At 73.4% G+C, this 16,444-nt stretch carries 14 protein-coding genes; 7 read left to right on the top strand and 7 right to left on the bottom strand.

The window, feature by feature from the left end:
• Nucleotides 1-104: 104 nt before the first annotated feature.
• Entirely contained in the window at nt 105-1,349 is a 1,245-nt protein-coding gene (locus tag ACPXCB_RS21610) for an RNA polymerase sigma factor (protein WP_425877379.1), read from the bottom strand.
• A gap of 157 nt (nt 1,350-1,506) precedes the next feature.
• Nucleotides 1,507-1,869, bottom strand: coding sequence for a YciI family protein (locus ACPXCB_RS21605; protein WP_425877378.1), 363 nt, complete (start codon nt 1,867-1,869; stop codon nt 1,507-1,509).
• Nucleotides 1,870-2,113: 244 nt separating this feature from the next.
• Here ACPXCB_RS21605 and ACPXCB_RS21600 point away from each other — a divergent pair, with 244 nt between their 5' ends.
• On the top strand, nt 2,114-2,401 hold the full coding sequence (locus ACPXCB_RS21600; protein WP_425877377.1) for a hypothetical protein: 288 nt from the start codon (nt 2,114-2,116) through the stop codon (nt 2,399-2,401).
• A gap of 145 nt (nt 2,402-2,546) precedes the next feature.
• Here the strand turns inward: ACPXCB_RS21600 and ACPXCB_RS21595 are convergent, their stop codons facing one another.
• Nucleotides 2,547-2,987 (bottom strand): hypothetical protein, encoded by a 441-nt coding sequence (locus ACPXCB_RS21595; protein ID WP_425877376.1) that lies wholly within the window; start codon nt 2,985-2,987, stop codon nt 2,547-2,549.
• Nucleotides 2,988-3,066: 79 nt separating this feature from the next.
• Between ACPXCB_RS21595 and ACPXCB_RS21590 the strand changes: the two genes are divergently transcribed.
• Both ACPXCB_RS21590 and ACPXCB_RS21585 read left to right on the top strand, forming a co-directional pair.
• On the top strand, nt 3,067-3,564 hold the full coding sequence (locus ACPXCB_RS21590; protein ID WP_425877375.1) for a DinB family protein: 498 nt from the start codon (nt 3,067-3,069) through the stop codon (nt 3,562-3,564).
• Between the two features lie 98 nt (nt 3,565-3,662).
• Nucleotides 3,663-4,148, top strand: a complete 486-nt coding sequence (locus tag ACPXCB_RS21585; RefSeq protein WP_327028717.1) for a GNAT family N-acetyltransferase — start codon at nt 3,663-3,665, stop codon at nt 4,146-4,148.
• Between the two features lie 64 nt (nt 4,149-4,212).
• On the opposite strand, the gene ACPXCB_RS21580 is transcribed toward ACPXCB_RS21585, so the two are convergent.
• Together ACPXCB_RS21580 and ACPXCB_RS21575 are read right to left on the bottom strand one after the other, a co-directional pair.
• Nucleotides 4,213-5,061 (bottom strand): siderophore-interacting protein, encoded by an 849-nt coding sequence (locus ACPXCB_RS21580; protein ID WP_425877374.1) that lies wholly within the window; start codon nt 5,059-5,061, stop codon nt 4,213-4,215.
• Complete coding sequence (locus tag ACPXCB_RS21575; RefSeq protein WP_425877373.1) at nt 5,058-6,095, bottom strand: ABC transporter substrate-binding protein; 1,038 nt, start codon at nt 6,093-6,095, stop codon at nt 5,058-5,060. The genes ACPXCB_RS21580 and ACPXCB_RS21575 overlap by 4 nt, the downstream gene beginning before the upstream one ends.
• A gap of 90 nt (nt 6,096-6,185) precedes the next feature.
• Here ACPXCB_RS21575 and ACPXCB_RS21570 point away from each other — a divergent pair, with 90 nt between their 5' ends.
• The 4 genes from ACPXCB_RS21570 to ACPXCB_RS21555 all read left to right on the top strand — a co-directional run bounded on the left by ACPXCB_RS21570 (nt 6,186) and on the right by ACPXCB_RS21555 (nt 9,838).
• Nucleotides 6,186-7,262, top strand: a complete 1,077-nt coding sequence (locus ACPXCB_RS21570; RefSeq protein ID WP_425877453.1) for a FecCD family ABC transporter permease — start codon at nt 6,186-6,188, stop codon at nt 7,260-7,262.
• Nucleotides 7,259-8,284: a FecCD family ABC transporter permease gene (locus tag ACPXCB_RS21565; RefSeq protein ID WP_425877372.1), complete on the top strand. Its 1,026-nt coding sequence runs from the start codon at nt 7,259-7,261 to the stop codon at nt 8,282-8,284. Before ACPXCB_RS21570 ends, ACPXCB_RS21565 begins: the two co-directional genes overlap by 4 nt.
• A gap of 47 nt (nt 8,285-8,331) precedes the next feature.
• A complete protein-coding gene (locus tag ACPXCB_RS21560) occupies nt 8,332-9,171 on the top strand; it encodes an ABC transporter ATP-binding protein (protein ID WP_425877371.1) in 840 nt (279 codons plus the stop codon).
• Between the two features lie 100 nt (nt 9,172-9,271).
• Nucleotides 9,272-9,838, top strand: a complete 567-nt coding sequence (locus ACPXCB_RS21555; RefSeq protein WP_425877370.1) for a GNAT family N-acetyltransferase — start codon at nt 9,272-9,274, stop codon at nt 9,836-9,838.
• Between the two features lie 49 nt (nt 9,839-9,887).
• Here ACPXCB_RS21555 and ACPXCB_RS21550 read toward each other — a convergent pair whose 3' ends face one another.
• Nucleotides 9,888-11,498 (bottom strand): hypothetical protein, encoded by a 1,611-nt coding sequence (locus ACPXCB_RS21550; RefSeq protein WP_425877369.1) that lies wholly within the window; start codon nt 11,496-11,498, stop codon nt 9,888-9,890.
• Nucleotides 11,499-11,715: 217 nt separating this feature from the next.
• Nucleotides 11,716-16,245 (bottom strand): HAMP domain-containing protein, encoded by a 4,530-nt coding sequence (locus tag ACPXCB_RS21545; protein WP_425877452.1) that lies wholly within the window; start codon nt 16,243-16,245, stop codon nt 11,716-11,718.
• Nucleotides 16,246-16,444: the final 199 nt, after the last annotated feature.

The raw sequence follows: 16,444 nt of genomic DNA, 5'->3' as shown, positions 1-16,444 counted from the left end.
AAGCGCGATCCTGCCAGGGTCGTCGAGCCACCGCTGCCTCTGCCGCGCTCCGGTCGGCGCCGGTCACGGCAGGTGGACGGGAACGGGCTGGCTCCACGTGGCGGTCAGCCGGCGAGCTGGTCGCGGCGGCGGGTGAGGTAGGCCCGCTCCGCGGGGTTGCCGGCGAGACCGATGGCCCGGTCGTACGCGGTCCGCGACTCGCCGCCGCGCCCGAGTCGCCGCAGCAGGTCGGCGCGCGCGGCGTGGAAGGCGTGGTAGCCGTCGAGGGCCTCGGCGAGCCGGTCGATCTCGGCGAGCCCGACCCCGGGGCCGTCGACCTCGGCGACCGCGACCGCCCGGTTGAGCCGCACGATCGGTGAGGGGTCGAGCAGCGACATGCGCCCGTAGAGGGCGACGATGGTGGGCCAGTCGGTGTCCCGGCTGGACGGGGCGTCGGTGTGGACCGCGTTGATCGCGGCCTGCAGCTGGTAGCGCCCGGGTGGGCCGCCGCCGGTCGCCACCGCCTCGATCCGCTCGCGCAGGAGGGCGTTGCCCTCGGCGATGAGGGTGCGGTCCCAGGCGCCGCGGTCCTGCTCGGCGAGGGTCACCAGTTCCCCGGTGCGGGACACGCGCGCCGGCCGCCGGGCGTCGGTGAGGAGCATCAGGGCGAGCAGGCCGGCCACCTCGCCGTCGTCCGGGAGGAGGGTCCGGAGCAGGCGGCCGAGGCGGATCGCCTCCTCGGTGAGGTCGACGCGCACCGGGTCGTTGCCCTCGCTGGCGAGATAGCCCTCGTTGAAGACGAGGTAGACGACCGCGAGCACGCCGGCGAGCCGTTCGCGGATGTCGTCGGCCGAGGGCACCCGGTAGGGGATGTGTGCCGCCTTGATCTTCGCCTTGGCGCGGGTGATCCGCTGCGCCATGGTGGTCTCCCGCACCAGGAAGGCGCGGGCGATCTCGGGCACGGTGAGGCCGCCGAGCAGGCGCAGGGTGAGCGCCACCCTGGCCTCCAACGCGAGCGCGGGGTGGCAGCAGGTGAAGATCAGTCTGAGCCGGTCGTCCTCGACCGGGCCGGTCGGCTCAGCAGGGGTGTCGTCGAACACGATCCGGGCCGCCTGGTGTTTGGCGTCGCGCTGTGACTCGCGACGGAGCCGGTCGATCGCCTTGCGGGTCGCGGTGGTGGCGAGCCAACCGCCGGGATTGGACGGTACGCCCTCGCGCGGCCATCGCTCCGCGGCCGCCACGAACGCCTCGGCCGTCGCCTCCTCGGCGACGTCGAGATCGCCGAAACGGCGCGCGAGGCCGGCGACCACCCGCGCCCACTCCTCGTGGTGGACACGGGTGATCGCCTGCTCGACGGTGAGATCGGTCATGGCTCCGGCAGCGCTCGGACGGATTCCCCGGTTCGGAAGGGACGCACCTCGACCGTACCGCGGCACGCTCTCGACCCCTCGGCGGCGAGGGCCAGGGCCACGTCGCGTGGACGGACAGCAGGTATCCGGGCACCACGCTCGCTTCTCCCCGGAGCCGTTACGCCGGGCGCGCCCCGGGGCCTCGGAACCGGTGCACCTCCTGCGGCCAGTCGAGCGCGGTCGCGAGCCTGCCGGCCCAGTGTCGCGCCGCCTCGTCGTCGGGCACGTCCACGACGGCGAAGCCGCCGAGGTGCTCCTTGGTCTCGACGTACGGGCCGTCGGTGAAGACGGGCCTGCCGTCGACCGATTCGACGCTGCACACCGCGGTGGACCGGTCGAGCCCTCCGTTGCTGAAGAGCAGGACGCCCGCGGCCTGCATGTCCGCCATCACGGCCCAGCTGGCCCTGCTCTTCTCGCGAAGCTGCTCCGCCGTGTGTTCGGGCACCCACTCGTCGTTGAAGGTGATCAGGTACTCCGTCATGTCGTCTCCTCCCAGCCCCCGGACGGGGGCCCTGCCCGGCTCCTCGTGTCCGACGGCCCGGCCGGGCCGCCGCACACCGGTTCCACGAACGGCCACGCCCCGATACGACACCATCTTCGGAGAATCGAGGTCCAGGATGTGGCACGAGGGTGAGACGAGGTCACCGTCGTCTGCCGAAGCCGTTCGCGTCACCCGGCAGTTGTGGTGGCGCGAACGGGCGCGATCCGGGATAGCCTTGGCGCATATGGCTACCTATCGCAGCGCCTCAGTGCTCCTCTCCTCCGACGGCACCCGGACCCCCGGCACCGCCGCCCTCTTCGCCGAGCCCGCCCGCAAGGGTGGGACCCCGCCGTGGGCGGGCGATTTCCGACCCGCCAACAGCGCCGGCAACGGCCCCAAGAACGCGATCGGGAAGACCTTCACGTTGGAGTTGCCCGACGGCAGCACCGGCAAGGTCGTGGTCCAGGGCCTCAAGAGCGGGAAGGGAGGCGTCGTGCTGGCGCTGATGGGCGAGGACGCACCCCCCTTCTGATCGGAAGTGATCGCCCACCGACGCCACCGGCTGGAGACGGCCGGTGAGCGCGGTGTGCCGCAGCGCCGGTGGCGGCTCGGGTCCCGGGCTGCCGGACGCTCACGGATCGGACCCTGGTCGGCGACGCGCCGACCAGGGCCACCGGTCAGCGGCGGCCGGCGGCCAGGGTGACGAGGTACTGTCCGCCGCCCGCGTCGACGCTCGCGGTCACCGGTAGTCCGGGCACCAGCCGGGAGAACCGGTCGACCAGCCAGTCCGCCGCCTCCTGGGCGTCCTTCTCGCTCGGACAGCGGGCGACCAGCTCGCGGCCACCCTTGCGTTCGAGTCGCTCGGCGACGGTGATCAGTGGCGCGGGCTCCACCACGTGCAGGTGGTCCGGCCAGGCGATGACCGCCTTGACCGCGCCCTTGCGGGTGTTGCAGGCACGGTGCGCGAGTCGCTCGGCGACCTTGGCCTTCCTGTCGGCGGTACGGCTGTCGACGCTGGGACCACGCGGGTCGTTCACCGACCTGCCGGCGTCGACCGGCTCGTCGCACACCCAGCACCGCCAACCGTCACGCCTCGCGACGTCATCGAGGGAACTCATCCGAGCAAACTAGCCTGTCGACCGCCGGCCGACGACAGCCCCGGCCGCGGCGAGCGGGCCGGTCTGGAATGCTTCTCCCATGCCCTCCTACCCGCCCACCTTCGCCGACCAGGTCGTCGCCCAGCCAGCCCGGGCCCAGTTCGAGTCGTTCCTCGACGAGCACCGTCGCGCGCTCAACGGCTGCCTGGACGGGCTGACGGAGGAACAGGCGCGCCGCTCGTTGGTGGCCTCAAGGACCACGCTGCTGGGCCTCGTGAAGCACGTGACCTTCGTCGAGAAGGTCTGGTTCGACGAAGCCGTCACGTGCCGGTCGCGCGCTGAGATCGGCATCCCCGCGACGCCGGACGAGTCGTTCATCCTCGATGACGACGACACGATCGCCACCGTCCAGCGCGCACACCGCGAGGCCTGCGAGGCGTCACGCCGCGCGACGTCGTCCCTGGGCATGGACGACATCCTGCACGGCAACCGGCGGGGCCCGCTTCCGCTGCGGTGGGTGTATCTCCACGTGCTGCGCGAGCTCGCCCAGCACTGCGGGCACGCGGACATCCTCCGGGAGCAGCTCGTCGACGGGTAGTGCGCGGACGTCCACCTCGGCGTCCCGGGGCCGCCGGCGCGCCCTCCCCGCCGGTAAACGCCTTGCCGCCGCACCGGAGCGTCCCTAGCATCCGCCGGATGCGGATCCGCGAGTTCCACGAGTCCGACTGGGCCCAGGTGTGGCCGATCGTCCAGGAGGTGGTCCGGGCGCGGGAGACCTTCCCCTACGACCCGGAGCTGACCGCCGAGCAGGCGTACGACATGTGGGTGGAGGCCGCGCCCGGCCGGACGGTGGTCGCGGTCGACGGCGACGCGGTGCTGGGCACCGCGAAGATGGGCACCAACCGCCCCGGGCCGGGCGCGCACGTCGCCACCGCGAGCTTCATGGTGGCCCGCGCGGCGCGCGGGCGGGGCGTCGGCACCGCGCTGTGCCGGCACGCGGTCGACTGGGCCCGCGAGCGGGGGTACGCCGGCATGCAGTTCAACGCCGTGGTGGCGAGCAACGCCACCGCCGTGGAGCTGTACCGGCGGGAGGGGTTCGACGTGGTGGGCACGGTGCCCGGCGCGTTCCGGCATCCCACCCTCGGCCGGGTGGGCCTGCACGTGATGTACCGGGAGTTCTGAGCGACCGGCCGGACGCCGCGCGCCGCGTCCCATCGGGGCGGGACGCGGCGCGCGGCGGGCATCGTCAGGCGGTGGCCGAGGCGACGGCCTCGGCGCGCAGGGCGTCCTCGGAGGCGCCCCGGCGCCAGTAGCCGGAGAAGGTGACGTGGCGGCGGTTCAGGCCGCGCTCGCCGACGAGGTGCCGGCGCACCGAGCGCACCATGGAGGACTCGCCGGCGATCCAGACGTACGGGTTGGCGCTCGGCAGCCGGGCGGCGCGCACCGCGTCCGCCAGCAGGCTGCTGCCGGGGGCGACGGTGGCGCCCCGCACGATCCAGCGCACCTCGGCCCGCGCCTCGGTGGGCAGTTCCTGGATGTCCCCCGCGTCGGGAACCTCGATCCAGGCCCGTACCGGGGTGCCGGGCGGCAGCCAGGCCAGGATGCCGGCGGCGGCGGGCAGCCCGGTCTCGTCGGCCACCAGCAGGACGGAGTCGGTGCCGACCGGCGGGCGGAAGCAGACGCTGCGGTTGTCGTGCACGGCCGGGCCGAGCAGGACCACCCGGTCGCCCGGCAGGGCGTGCCGGGCCCAGCGGGAGGCGGGGCCCGTGTCGCCGTGGCTGACGAAGTCGATGTCCACCTCGGCAGCCTCGGGACGCTGCTCCCGGATGGTGTACGAGCGCATCACCGCGCGCACGTCGGGGTCCATGGCCCGGTAGGCGCCGAACCAGTCCTCCCCCGCCTCGGCGGGGAGCACCGGCGCGGGCTGACCGGGGTGCGGCAGGAACAGCGAGACGCTCTGGTCCCGGCCGCCACCGGCGAAGTCGGCCAGCTCCGGCCCACCGAAGGTGACCCGGACCAGGGAGGCGCCGACGCGGCGGGCGCCGACGACCTGCGCGGCGAAGAGGCGGTACTGGACGGCGACGGCGGTGGTCACGACGTGACCTTCTTCGCGCCCTTGATGGCGGTGGCCAGGTTCTCCAGCAGCGGCGCGGCGCCGGCGTACGAGAAGCGGGGCACCGCGTCCCAGGCGGCTACCTGGTTGGCCTTGACCGCCGGCAGCTGCTGCCAGGTCGGCTTCGCGGCCAGGTCCTTGGGCTGAAGGGCGGTGCTGCGGTTGTCGAGCAGGAGCAGGTCGGCCGGGAACTTGCCCGCGTTCTCCCAGCTCAGCGCCTCGAAGTAGTCGCCGGCCTCCAGCTTGGTGGGGACGACGATGTCGACGCCCAGCTCGGCGAAGTACATCAGGTCGGTGCTGACCTTGGGGTTGGAGGCGTAGAACAGGTCGGGGCTGCCGGAGCAGGCGAGCACCTTGATGCCCGGGTTGGCCTTGACCGCCTGGCGGACCGACTCGGCGGCGGCCTCGAAGCGGGCCTTGGCGTCGGTGACCTTCTTCGCGGACAGGTCGGCGCCGAGGGACTCGGCGAGCTGCGCGTACCGCTCGATCGGCTTGGTCATCGGCACCCGCGCGGTGGTCACGGTGACGGTGGGGGCGAGCGGGAGGATCTTGCCCTTGCTCTCGTCCGGCACGTACCAGAAGGCGCCCGGGTCGTACATGTGGGTGACGAGCAGTTCGGGCCGCAGGGCGGCGTACTTCTCCAGGTTGAACTCGCCCCAGACGTTGCCGAGGATCTCCACGGACTCGACGTCGAGGTCGCCGGCCTGCGGTTCCTTGCTGCCGTCGGAGCGCTTGGTCTCGCCGAACACCCCGACGATCTGCTTGTCGAGCCCGAAGTCGACAAGTGCGGCGGCGACCCCCGTGAAGGCGACCACCCGGGTCGGCCGGGCGGGGGCGCTCACCTTCTCGTTGCGGTCGTCCGTGAACGACCACGGCCCGCCGGAGTCCTTGGCGGTGGGGGTGGCGGAGTCCTCGTCCCCGCCGCAGCCGGCGAGCAGGGCTGCCAGGGTGGCGGCGCCACCGGCGGCCAGCAGGCCCCGGCGGGAGAGGCGGCGGGCGGACACGGGATGCGGCATGGCGGTGTCTTTCGATCAGGGTCGGGCGAATGACCATGGACAGCGGGGTTAGGTTAACCTAACCTAAACGGCTGTCAAGTCCCGTTCGGAATTCCGCACCAATCGGAGCCCACACTGTCCGCCACCCTCTCCTCCCGCGTCGGCGCGCCGCCGGCACCGCCGGCCGTACGCCGGCCCGGCCGGGCCGCGCTGCGGGCCGCCGGGCTCGCGGCGTCGGTGCTGCTGCTCGCGGCCGTCGCGGTGCTCAGCATCGCCGTGGGCGCCAAACAACTCCCCCTCACCGACGTGTGGCAGGGCCTGCTGGACCGCGACGCCGCCGAGTACGCCGTCGTGCACCGCATGCGGCTGCCGCGTACGCTGCTCGGCCTGCTCGCCGGGGCGGCGCTGGGCGTCGCCGGCGCGGTCATGCAGGCGCTGACCCGCAACCCGCTCGCCGACCCCGGCCTGCTCGGCATCAACGCCGGCGCCTCCGCGGCGGTGGCCACCGGGGCGCTGCTGTTCGGCATCGGCGGCGTCGGCGGGCAGGTGTGGTTCGCGCTGCTCGGCGCGGCCGCCGTCACCGCCGCCGTGTACGCCGTCGGCGGCGGGCGCGGGGCCACCCCCGCCCGGCTGGCCCTGGCCGGCGCGGCGCTCAACGCCACCCTCTACTCGTACGTGAGCGCGGTGATGCTGGTGGACACGGCCTCGCTGGAACGGCTGCGGTTCTGGACGGTCGGCTCGCTGGCCGGCGCCGAACCGTCGACCGTCCGCACGGTCGCGCCGTTCATGGCGGCGGGCCTGCTGGTCGCCCTGGCCGTCGCCCGCCCGCTCAACGCCCTCGCCCTCGGCGACGACGCGGCGCGCGCCCTCGGCGCCCGCCCGGCCCTGGTCCGGGGCGCGGTCATCCTGGCGATCACGCTGCTCTGCGGCGCCGCCACCGCCGCCTGCGGGCCGATCGTCTTCGTCGGGCTGCTGGTGCCGCACCTGGTGCGCGCGCTCACCGGGCCGGACCTGCGCTGGCTGCTGCCGTACTGCGCGGTGCTGGCACCGGTGCTGCTGCTCGGCGCCGACGTCCTCGGGCGGGTGTTGAGCCGCCCCGGCGAGCTCCAGGTCGGGCTCGTGACCGCCGTGGCGGGCGGGCCGCTCTTCCTCTGGCTGGTGCAGCGCGGACGGGTGGCCCATCCGTGATCACCCTGCGTACCGGCGGCCTGTCCCTGCGGCTGCGTCCCCGCGCCGTCGCCGTCGGCGTCACCTGCGTGCTGCTGGCCCTGGCGCTGGGCGTGCTCGCCATCGGCAGCGGCGACTACCCGATGAGCCCCGCCGCCGTGCTGCGCGCCCTCACCGGCCGGGGCACCCCGGCCGAGGAGTTCATCGTCACCGAGCTGCGGCTGCCCCGGGTGGTCACCGCCCTCTGCGTCGGCGCCGCGCTCGCGTTGGCCGGCGCGGTCTTCCAGTCCCTGGTACGCAACCCGCTGGGCAGCCCCGACATGCTCGGCTTCACCCAGGGTGCGGCCACCGGGGCGCTCGTCGTGGTGGTGCTCGGCGGCAGCAGCGTGGCGCTGGCCTCGTCGGCGGTGGCCGGTGGGCTGGTCACCGGCGCGCTGGTCTACGCGCTGTCCTGGCGGCGCGGCGTGCACGGGTACCGGCTGATCCTGGTCGGCATCGGCACCATGGCGATCCTCACCGGCGTCAACGGCTGGCTGCTCACCCGGGCCCCGCTGATGGACGCCGCCCGCGCCGTGCTCTGGCTCACCGGCAGCCTCGACGGTCGCGGCTGGTCGAACGCGCTGCCGCTGCTGATCGCGCTGGGCGTGCTGGTGCCCCTCATGCTGGCCGGCTACGGGCCGGCGATGCGGCTGGTCGAGATGGGCGACGACACCGCCGCCGCCCTCGGCGTACGCGTGGAGCGGCTGCGCCTCGTCGTGCTGGCGGCGGCGGTGCTGCTGGTCTCCCTCGCGGCGGCCGCCGCCGGGCCGGTGAACTTCGTGGCCCTCACCGCGCCACACCTCGCGCGGCGGCTGACCCGGGCCCCCGGGCCGAACCTGCTGCCCTCGGCGGCCGTCGGCGCGGTCCTCCTGGTCGCCGCCGACCAGCTCGCGCTGCGGGCCTTCCCCGGGCACCAGTTGCCGGTCGGCGTGGTCACCGGCGTGCTCGGCGGCGCCTACCTGGTCTGGCTGCTGGCCACCGAGCGCCGGGCCGGCCGGCTGTGACCGGGCGCGGCCGGCGGGCCACCCACGACGAGAACGGAGCACCGAGCATGCAGTCCCGGCTGAGCGGCACCGCGATGACCCTCGCCTACGAGCGGCGGACCATCGCGCAGGACCTGAGCGTCGCCGTGCCCGACCGGTCCTTCACGGTCATCATCGGCCCCAACGCCTGCGGCAAGTCCACCCTGCTGCGGGCCCTGTCCCGGCTGCTGAAGCCGGCCGCCGGGGCGGTCCTGCTCGACGGCGAGGACATCCACCGGCAGCCGGCCCGCAGCGTGGCACGCACCCTCGGCCTGCTGCCGCAGACGTCCGTCGCGCCGGACGGCATCGGCGTGGCCGAACTCGTCGCCCGCGGCCGGTACCCGCACCAGGGGCTGCTGCGGCAGTGGTCGCGCGAGGACGAGCGGGTGGTCACCGAGTCGATGGCCGCCACCGGGGTCGCCGACCTGGCCGACCGGGCGGTCGACGAGCTCTCCGGCGGGCAGCGGCAGCGCGTGTGGATCGCGATGGCGCTGGCCCAGCAGACCCCCCTGCTGCTGCTCGACGAGCCGACCACCTACCTGGACATCGCCCACCAGATCGAGATCCTGGACCTCTGCGCCCGGCTGCACGAGGAGCAGGGCCGCACGCTGGTGGCGGTGCTGCACGACCTCAACCACGCCGCCCGCTACGCGACGCACCTGATCGCGATGCGCGAGGGGGAGGTGGTCGCCGCCGGCGCGCCCCGGGAGGTGGTCACCGCCGAGCTGGTCGAGGAGGTCTTCGGGCTGCCCTGCCGCGTGATCGACGACCCGGAGACCGGCACCCCGCTGGTGGTCCCCGCCGCCCGCCGCCGGGTCGCCGCGAGCGCCCCGGCGGTCACCGCCGCAGGCGGGAAGGTGGGCGGGTGACGGGCGTTCGCGCTGGCGGCCCGGGCCGCCGGCCGGCCCGCGCCGCGCCGCGGGTCGACCTACTCGCGCATCGACCGGAATCACCGTACGGTGGCCCACGATGCGTGATCTCGCCAGCACCTACCGACAGGACGTCGACGGCTTCGGCCGGGTGACGATCCGACCCGTCGACCCCGACACCGACATCGACCTGATCCACGCCTGGGTCAGCCAGGAACGCGCCCGGTTCTGGGGCATGTGCGACGCCGGGCGGGACCGGGTCGAGGAAATCTACCGCTACCTGGACTCGCTGCCCACCCACCACGCCTGGCTGACCCACCGCGACGGCACACCGGTGGCGCTGTTCCAGACCTACGAGCCGGCCGCCGATCCGGTCGGCGAGTGCTACCCGGTCCAGCCCGGCGACCACGGGGCCCACCTGCTGATCGGCCCGCCCGGCGCGATCGAGCGGGGCTTCACCGGCACCCTGTTGCGCGTGTTCCTCGACTTCGTCTTCGCCGACCCGCGACACCGGCGCGTCGTGATGGAGCCGGACGCGCGCAACGACAAGGCGGTCGAGCGGCTCCTGCGCACCGGCTTCGTCGCCGGCCCGCTGATCGACGTGAACGGCAAGCGGGCCCGGCTGCTCTTCCTCGACCGGGAGACGTTCGAGGCCGGCCGGCCCTGAGACGCGGGACGCTCCCCGGGCGGTCGCCCACCCGGGGAGCGTCGAGGGCTCAGCCGCCCGGTCGCAGCACCCGGCCCGGGCCGGCGACGTTGTCCGCCGCGGCCTGACTGCGCTGGGTGCCGGTGACGCAGACGTCGTCACCGAGGAACGCATCGCGCCACACGTAGCCGGCGACGCAGGTGTGCGGACCGTACGGGCCGTTGACCCAGCGGCTCGTGGCGACGGCGTTGTCCGCGAGCACCTGGGAGCGGGTCGTCCCGGTGACGCAGACGTAGTCGGACTGGTCGGCGTCGCGCCAGACGTACCCGCTGACGCAGGTGTTCGGCCCGGCGACCAGGCGCGCCGGGTTGCGGCGGCTCGCCGCGGCGGCGTTGTCCGAGGCCGCCTGGGTGCGCTGGGCGGCGGTCACGCAGACGTCGTCACCGGCGTACGCCTCCCGCCACACGTAGCCGGAGATGCAGGTGTGCGGGCCGTACGCGCCGTTGGTCCAGCGGCTCGGGGCCGCTGCGTTGTCCGCCCACACCTGGCTGCGGGTGGCCCCGGTGACGCAGACCATGTCACCCGGCCGGGCCTCCCGCCAGACGTACCCCTGCAGGCAGCGGTTCACCACGTCGGTGGTGACGGTGACCGACGCGGAGTTGCCCGAGATCCAGTTCACGCCGATCTGCACGCCGTTGGCGTTGAGCGACTGGGCCGGACCGCCGCCGGGCCCGGTACGCAGCAGCGTGGGCGTGCCGTTGCGGACCTCGTGCAGCAGGACCGTGTCGGCCGGGATGCCGGCGCTCCAGCCGGTCTTGCGGCGGAACTCCACCGTGTAGTAGTGGAACGTGTCGGCGGGGTCGAACGGGATCCGGACCAGTTGCGGGCCGCTCGCCGAGGGCACCTCCAGCGGCGCCAACGTGATGCTCCGCGAGCCCACCCCGTCGGCGGCCATCGTGAACACCCGGTTCTTCGGCAGCCAGCCCAGCTCGTCACGGTGGAACGCGTTGAGCCCGACCGCGCTCGTGCCGTAGTTCGCCGTGGCGAAGGCGTAGATGTGCATCGCGCTCATCTCGTCCCACGGGTCGTCGTACTCGCCCGGCTGGGACCACGGCGCGTTCTGGTAGGTGGTGTCGTTGGAGAACGAGTGCCCCAGGTTGTAGCCGTGCAGCATCTCGTGGGCGGCGAAGCCGACGTTCCAGGCGCCCGGGTCGAGCAGCACCCGCCCGCCGGCGGCCCCGGAGTCGACCCAGTCGTTGAGCATGACGGCGGTGCGGTGCCCGGCGGGGACGGTGTAGCCGTTGGCCGCGGCGGTGTCGACGCAGCGCTGGATGCGGGTGCCGCGGTCGATCGACTGGAACTGCGCCAGGGTGTACGGCATCGTGTACCAGCCCCGGACCGCCGAGCCGGCCAGCGAGACCCGGCCACCGGACTGGTCGGCCAGGTAGTCCGCCACCCCGGAGGTGCCGAGGCCGGCGTCGGTGAGGAAGTTGGCGAAGAACGACGGGGTCTTCGGCTCCGCCGGCTTGTCGCTGAACTTGCAGAGCAGCACCGACCAGGGGGTGCTGTTGCGGATCGGGCTGGCCGCCGCCGGCCCCGTCGCCGCCACCACCGTCCCGATGACGGCGCAGCTGAGCGCCACGGTCGCCGTGGCGACGCGGCGCAGCAGGTTGGGTCCCACTCGCACTCTCCGTTTCCGTCGGCCCGCCCGGTGCGGACCAGTGGGAGACATGGGAGCACCCGGCGTCACCGTGCCGATACGGCAAGTCGCATTGGTGACGGGCCGAAATCCGACTCGCCCCCGCCGCCGGGGCCGGCGGCGGGGGCGGGGGCGCCCGGGTGGGAGGGCGGCAGCGGCGCTCCCCGGCGGTACGCCCTCGGGGGCGCGGCGGGACGCCTCAGCCGTGCAGCCAGCGGTGGATGCACTGCAACAGGTCGGTGGCGTCGACCGGCTTCGTGACGTAGTCGCTGGCGCCGGAGGAGATGCTCTTCTCCCGGTCGCCGTGCATGGCCTTCGCGGTCACCGCGATGATCGGCAGGTCGGCGTAGCGGGGCATGGCGCGGATGGCCGCCGTCGCGGCGTAGCCGTCCATCTCCGGCATCATCACGTCCATCAGCACGAGGTCGATGTCGTCGTGGCGCATCAGCGTCTCGATGCCCTGCCGGCCGTTCTCCGCGTACACCACGTCGAGCCCGTGCAGCTCGAGGATGTTGGTCAGCGCGAAGACGTTGCGCGCGTCGTCGTCCACCACCAGCACCTTGCGCCCGGCCAGGTCGCCGGGGAGGGCGTCGACGGCGGGACGGACGTCGGGCAGCACCGGGGCGAACGGCAGCACCCGCTCCGGCGTCACCGCCGTGAGGTGCAGGGCGATCCGCTCGCGCAGGTCGTCCAGGCTGCGCAGGACCTCCAGCGGCCGCTCGTGGGTCAGCGCCTGCACCAGGGCCTGCGAGCCGGACGGCAGCGGGTGTCCGTGGTACGCCAGCACGGGCACCCCACGCAGCGCCGGATCGTCGTGCAGCGCCTTCAGCAGGTTCGTACCGCCGTCGTCGGGCAGGTCGAGCTGGAGCACCAGGACGTGGTGCCGCCCGGCGGCGAGCGCCTCGACCGCCGAGGCCACGTCCACCGTGGTGGAGATCTCCACCGGCGGGTGGGCGTCGCCCAGGTCCGCCGCGACGCCCTGGGCGAGCAGCGTCAGCAGCCCCTTGTCGTGGCGCTCCAGCACCAGCATCCGGCGGACCTCGCCGGGCTGGAGGGTCACGGCCGGCGGCAGCGTGGCCGGCGGCGTCCACGGCAGCGTGGCCGGCGGCGCCCAGGGCAGCGCGCCGGCACGGCCCGCTGCCGGCAGCGGGCCGGTCGGGCGGCCGTCCGTGCCCGCCGCGTCGCCGGTCCCGACGGGCACCGGCCCGACGGGCAGGTAGAGGGTGAACGTGCTGCCCCGGCCGAGCACGCTGTGCGCCTGGATCCGGCCGCCGAGCAGGTGGGCGATCTCCCGGCTGATGGACAGCCCGAGGCCCGTGCCCCCGTACCGCCGGCTGGTCGTGCCGTCGGCCTGCTGGAAGGCGTCGAAGATCGCGGTCAGGTGCTGCTCGGCGATGCCGATGCCGGTGTCGATCACCCGGAACGCGAGAACGACGTCCGTCTGGGCGAGCCCCTCGGGCAGCTCGCCCGGCGCGGCCCGCTCGATGCGCAGCCGTACCCGCCCCTTCTCGGTGAACTTGACCGCGTTGGAGACCAGGTTGCGCAGCACCTGCCGCAGCCGCTGCTCGTCGGTGTGCAGCTCGGTCGGCACGCCCGGCCCGGTGCTGATCTCCAGCTCCAGGCCCCGGGGCGTGGTCAGCGGCCGGAAGGTGGCGTCGACGTAGTCGCGCAGCGCGGCCAGCTCGAAGGTCTCCGGGTTGATGTCCATCTTCCCGGCCTCCACCTTGGACAGGTCGAGGATGTCGTTGATGAGCTGGAGCAGGTCGGTGCCGGCCGAGTGGATGACCGTCGCGTACTCCACCTGCTTGGCGGTCAGGTTGCGGTTCGGGTTCTGCGCGAGCAGCTGGGCGAGGATGAGCAGCGAGTTCAGCGGCGTACGCAGCTCGTGGCTCATGTTCGCGAGGAACTCCGACTTGTACTTGGAGGCGAGGGCGAGCTGCTGGGCGCGGGCCTCCAGCTCCTGCCGGGCCTGCTCGATCTCGGAGTTCTTCGTCTCGATGTCGTGGTTCTGCCGGGCCAGCAGGGCCGCCTTGTCCTCCAGCTCGGCGTTGGAGCGCTGGAGCTCCTCGGAGCGGGCCTGCAACTCCTCCGAGCGCGCCTGCAACTCCGCGGCGAGGCGCTGCGACTCGGTGAGCAGCACGTCGGTACGGGCGTTGGCGACGATGGTGTTGACGTTGACGCCGATGGTCTCGGTCAGCTGGTCGAGGAAGTCCCGCTGCACCTCCGTGAAGCGGCTCATGCTGGCCAGCTCGATGACGCCGAGCACCTGGTCCTCGAAGAGGATCGGCAGCACCACCAGGTGCAGCGGGGCGGCGGCGCCGAGGCTGGAGGAGACGGTGACGTAGTCCGCCGGCACGGTGTCGACCACGATGGCCCGCTTACTCACCGCGGCTTGCCCGACGAGCGAGTCGCCGAGGGCGTACCGGCGGCCGGAGGTGTCGTGCCCGTACCCGCCGACGACCCGCAGGCCGGTCCCGCCGGGGCCGTCGTCCACCAGCAGGAACGTGCCGAGCTGCGCGGAGACCAGCGGGGCCAGCTCGTTCATCACCAGACCGGCGACCACGTCCAGGTCGCGGTGGCCCTGCATGAGGCCGGCGATGCGGGCCAGGTTGGTCTTGAGCCAGTCCTGTTCCTGGTTGGTGCGGGTGGTCTCGCGCAGCGACTCCACCATCGAGTTGATGTTGTCCTTCAGCTCGCCGACCTCGCCGGGGGCGTCCACGGTGATGGAGCGGGTCAGGTCGCCGGTGGCCACGGCGCTGGTCACCTCGGCGATGGCGCGCACCTGGCGGGTGAGGTTCCCGGCCAGCTCGTTGACGTTCTCGGTGAGCCGCTTCCAGGTGCCGGAGACGCCCTCGACCTCGGCCTGGCCGCCGAGGCGGCCCTCGCTACCGACCTCCCGGGCCACCCGGGTCACCTCGGCCGCGAACGACGACAGCTGGTCCACCATCGTGTTGATGGTGGTCTTCAGCTCCAGGATCTCGCCGCGCGCGTCGACGTCGATCTTCTTGGTCAGGTCGCCCTGGGCCACGGCGGTGGTGACCTGGGCGATGTTGCGGACCTGGCCGGTGAGGTTGTTCGCCATCGAGTTGACGTTGTCGGTGAGGTCCTTCCAGGTGCCGGCCACGTTCGGCACCCGGGCCTGCCCGCCGAGGCGGCCCTCGGTGCCCACCTCGCGGGCCACCCGGGTCACCTCGTCGGCGAACGCGCCGAGCGTGCCGACCATCGTGTTGATGGTCTGGGCGAGCACGGCCACCTCGCCCTTGGCCTCCACGGTGATCTGCCGGCTCAGGTCGCCCTGGGCGACGGCGGTGGCGACCAACGCGATCGAGCGCACCTGGTTGGTGAGGTTGTTGGCCATCTCGTTGACGTTGTCGGTGAGGTCCTTCCAGGTCCCGCCGACGTTGGACACCCGGGCCTGCCCGCCGAGGCGGCCCTCGGTGCCCACCTCCCGGGCCACCCGCGTCACCTCGTCGGCGAACGCGGAGAGCTGGTCGACCATCGTGTTGATGGTCTCCTTCAGCGCCAGGATCTCGCCGCGCGCGTCGACCCGGATCTTCTGCGTCAGGTCGCCCTTCGCCACGGCCGTGGTCACCTCGGCGATGCTGCGCACCTGGGCGGTGAGGTTGTCCGCCATGACGTTGACCGACTCGGTGAGGTCCTTCCAGGTGCCGGAGACGCCCTTGACGTCCGCCTGGCCGCCGAGGCGCCCCTCGGTGCCCACCTCCCGGGCCACCCGCGTCACCTCGTCGGCGAACGACGACAGCTGGTCCACCATCGTGTTGATGGTGTTCTTCAGCTCCAGGATCTCGCCGTGCGCGGTGACGGTGATCTTCTGCGACAGGTCGCCCCGGGCCACCGCCGTGGCCACCTGCGCGATGCTGCGTACCTGGTCGGTGAGGTTGACCGCCATCGAGTTCACCGAGTCGGTGAGATCGCGCCACGTGCCGGCCACGCCGCTGACCTGGGCCTGACCGCCGAGCCGCCCGTCGGTGCCGACCTCGCGGGCCACCCGGGTCACCTCGTCGGCGAACGACGACAGCTGGTCCACCATCGTGTTGATGGTGCTCTTGAGCTCCAGGATCTCGCCCCGGGCGTCGACGGTGATCTTCTGCGACAGGTCGCCCCGGGCCACGGCCGTGGTGACCTGGGCGATGTTGCGGACCTGGCTGGTCAGGTTGCCGGCCATGAAGTTCACCGAGTCGGTGAGGTCGCGCCAGGTGCCGGCCACGCCGGGCACCTCGGCCTGGCCGCCGAGGCGGCCCTCGCTGCCGACCTCCCGGGCCACCCGGGTCACCTCGTCGGCGAACGACGACAGCTGGTCCACCATCGTGTTGATGGTGATCTTCAGCTCCAGGATCTCGCCGCGCACGTCCACGGTGATCTTCTGCGACAGGTCGCCCCGGGCCACCGCCGTGGCCACCTCGGCGATGTCGCGGACCTGGTCGGTCAGGTTGCCCGCCATGGCGTTGACGGAGTCGGTGAGGTCCTTCCAGGTGCCCGACACCCCGGGCACCTCGGCCTGGCCGCCCAACTGCCCCTCGGTGCCCACCTCCCGGGCCACCCGGGTCACCTCGGAGGTGAACAGCGACAACTGGTCGACCATGCCGTTGAAGACGGTGGCGATCTCCCCGAGCAGGCCGTCGGCGTCCTCCGGCAGCCGGGTGCCGAAGTCACCGTCGCGTACCGCCGTCAGGCCGGCCAACAGCTGCCGGAGCCCCGGGTCGGCCATCGCCGCGGCCCCACCGGTCGCCGGGTTGCGCCGCGACGCCGTCTTCTCGACCACCACAACCACCTCGCGCAGCAGCCGGGGGCCCGCCCGCCGGCACAACATCGACCGCGCAAGTATGCACAGCCCGGTCGCCGCACGCGCGCCGGCCGGCTTTCCGCGACGCCGGCCGTCCGGCGGCTGCGCACCAGCACGGTTACCA

Source organism: Micromonospora sp. DT62 (assembly GCF_049847285.1).
In the GTDB taxonomy this organism is placed as follows: domain Bacteria; phylum Actinomycetota; class Actinomycetes; order Mycobacteriales; family Micromonosporaceae; genus Micromonospora; species Micromonospora reichwaldensis.
This window is presented reverse-complemented; position numbering and strand designations above follow the sequence as displayed.

Coding starts and splice junctions, on each gene's coding strand:
- ACPXCB_RS21610 (WP_425877379.1), bottom strand. CDS start 1,349: ATGACCGATCTCACCGTCGAGCAGGCGATCACCCGTGTCCACCACGAG.
- ACPXCB_RS21605 (WP_425877378.1), bottom strand. CDS start 1,869: ATGACGGAGTACCTGATCACCTTCAACGACGAGTGGGTGCCCGAACAC.
- ACPXCB_RS21555 (WP_425877370.1), top strand. CDS start 9,272: ATGCGTGATCTCGCCAGCACCTACCGACAGGACGTCGACGGCTTCGGC.
- ACPXCB_RS21590 (WP_425877375.1), top strand. CDS start 3,067: ATGCCCTCCTACCCGCCCACCTTCGCCGACCAGGTCGTCGCCCAGCCA.
- ACPXCB_RS21585 (WP_327028717.1), top strand. CDS start 3,663: ATGCGGATCCGCGAGTTCCACGAGTCCGACTGGGCCCAGGTGTGGCCG.
- ACPXCB_RS21560 (WP_425877371.1), top strand. CDS start 8,332: ATGCAGTCCCGGCTGAGCGGCACCGCGATGACCCTCGCCTACGAGCGG.
- ACPXCB_RS21595 (WP_425877376.1), bottom strand. CDS start 2,987: ATGAGTTCCCTCGATGACGTCGCGAGGCGTGACGGTTGGCGGTGCTGG.
- ACPXCB_RS21545 (WP_425877452.1), bottom strand. CDS start 16,245: ATGGCCGACCCGGGGCTCCGGCAGCTGTTGGCCGGCCTGACGGCGGTA.
- ACPXCB_RS21600 (WP_425877377.1), top strand. CDS start 2,114: ATGGCTACCTATCGCAGCGCCTCAGTGCTCCTCTCCTCCGACGGCACC.
- ACPXCB_RS21575 (WP_425877373.1), bottom strand. CDS start 6,095: ATGCCGCATCCCGTGTCCGCCCGCCGCCTCTCCCGCCGGGGCCTGCTG.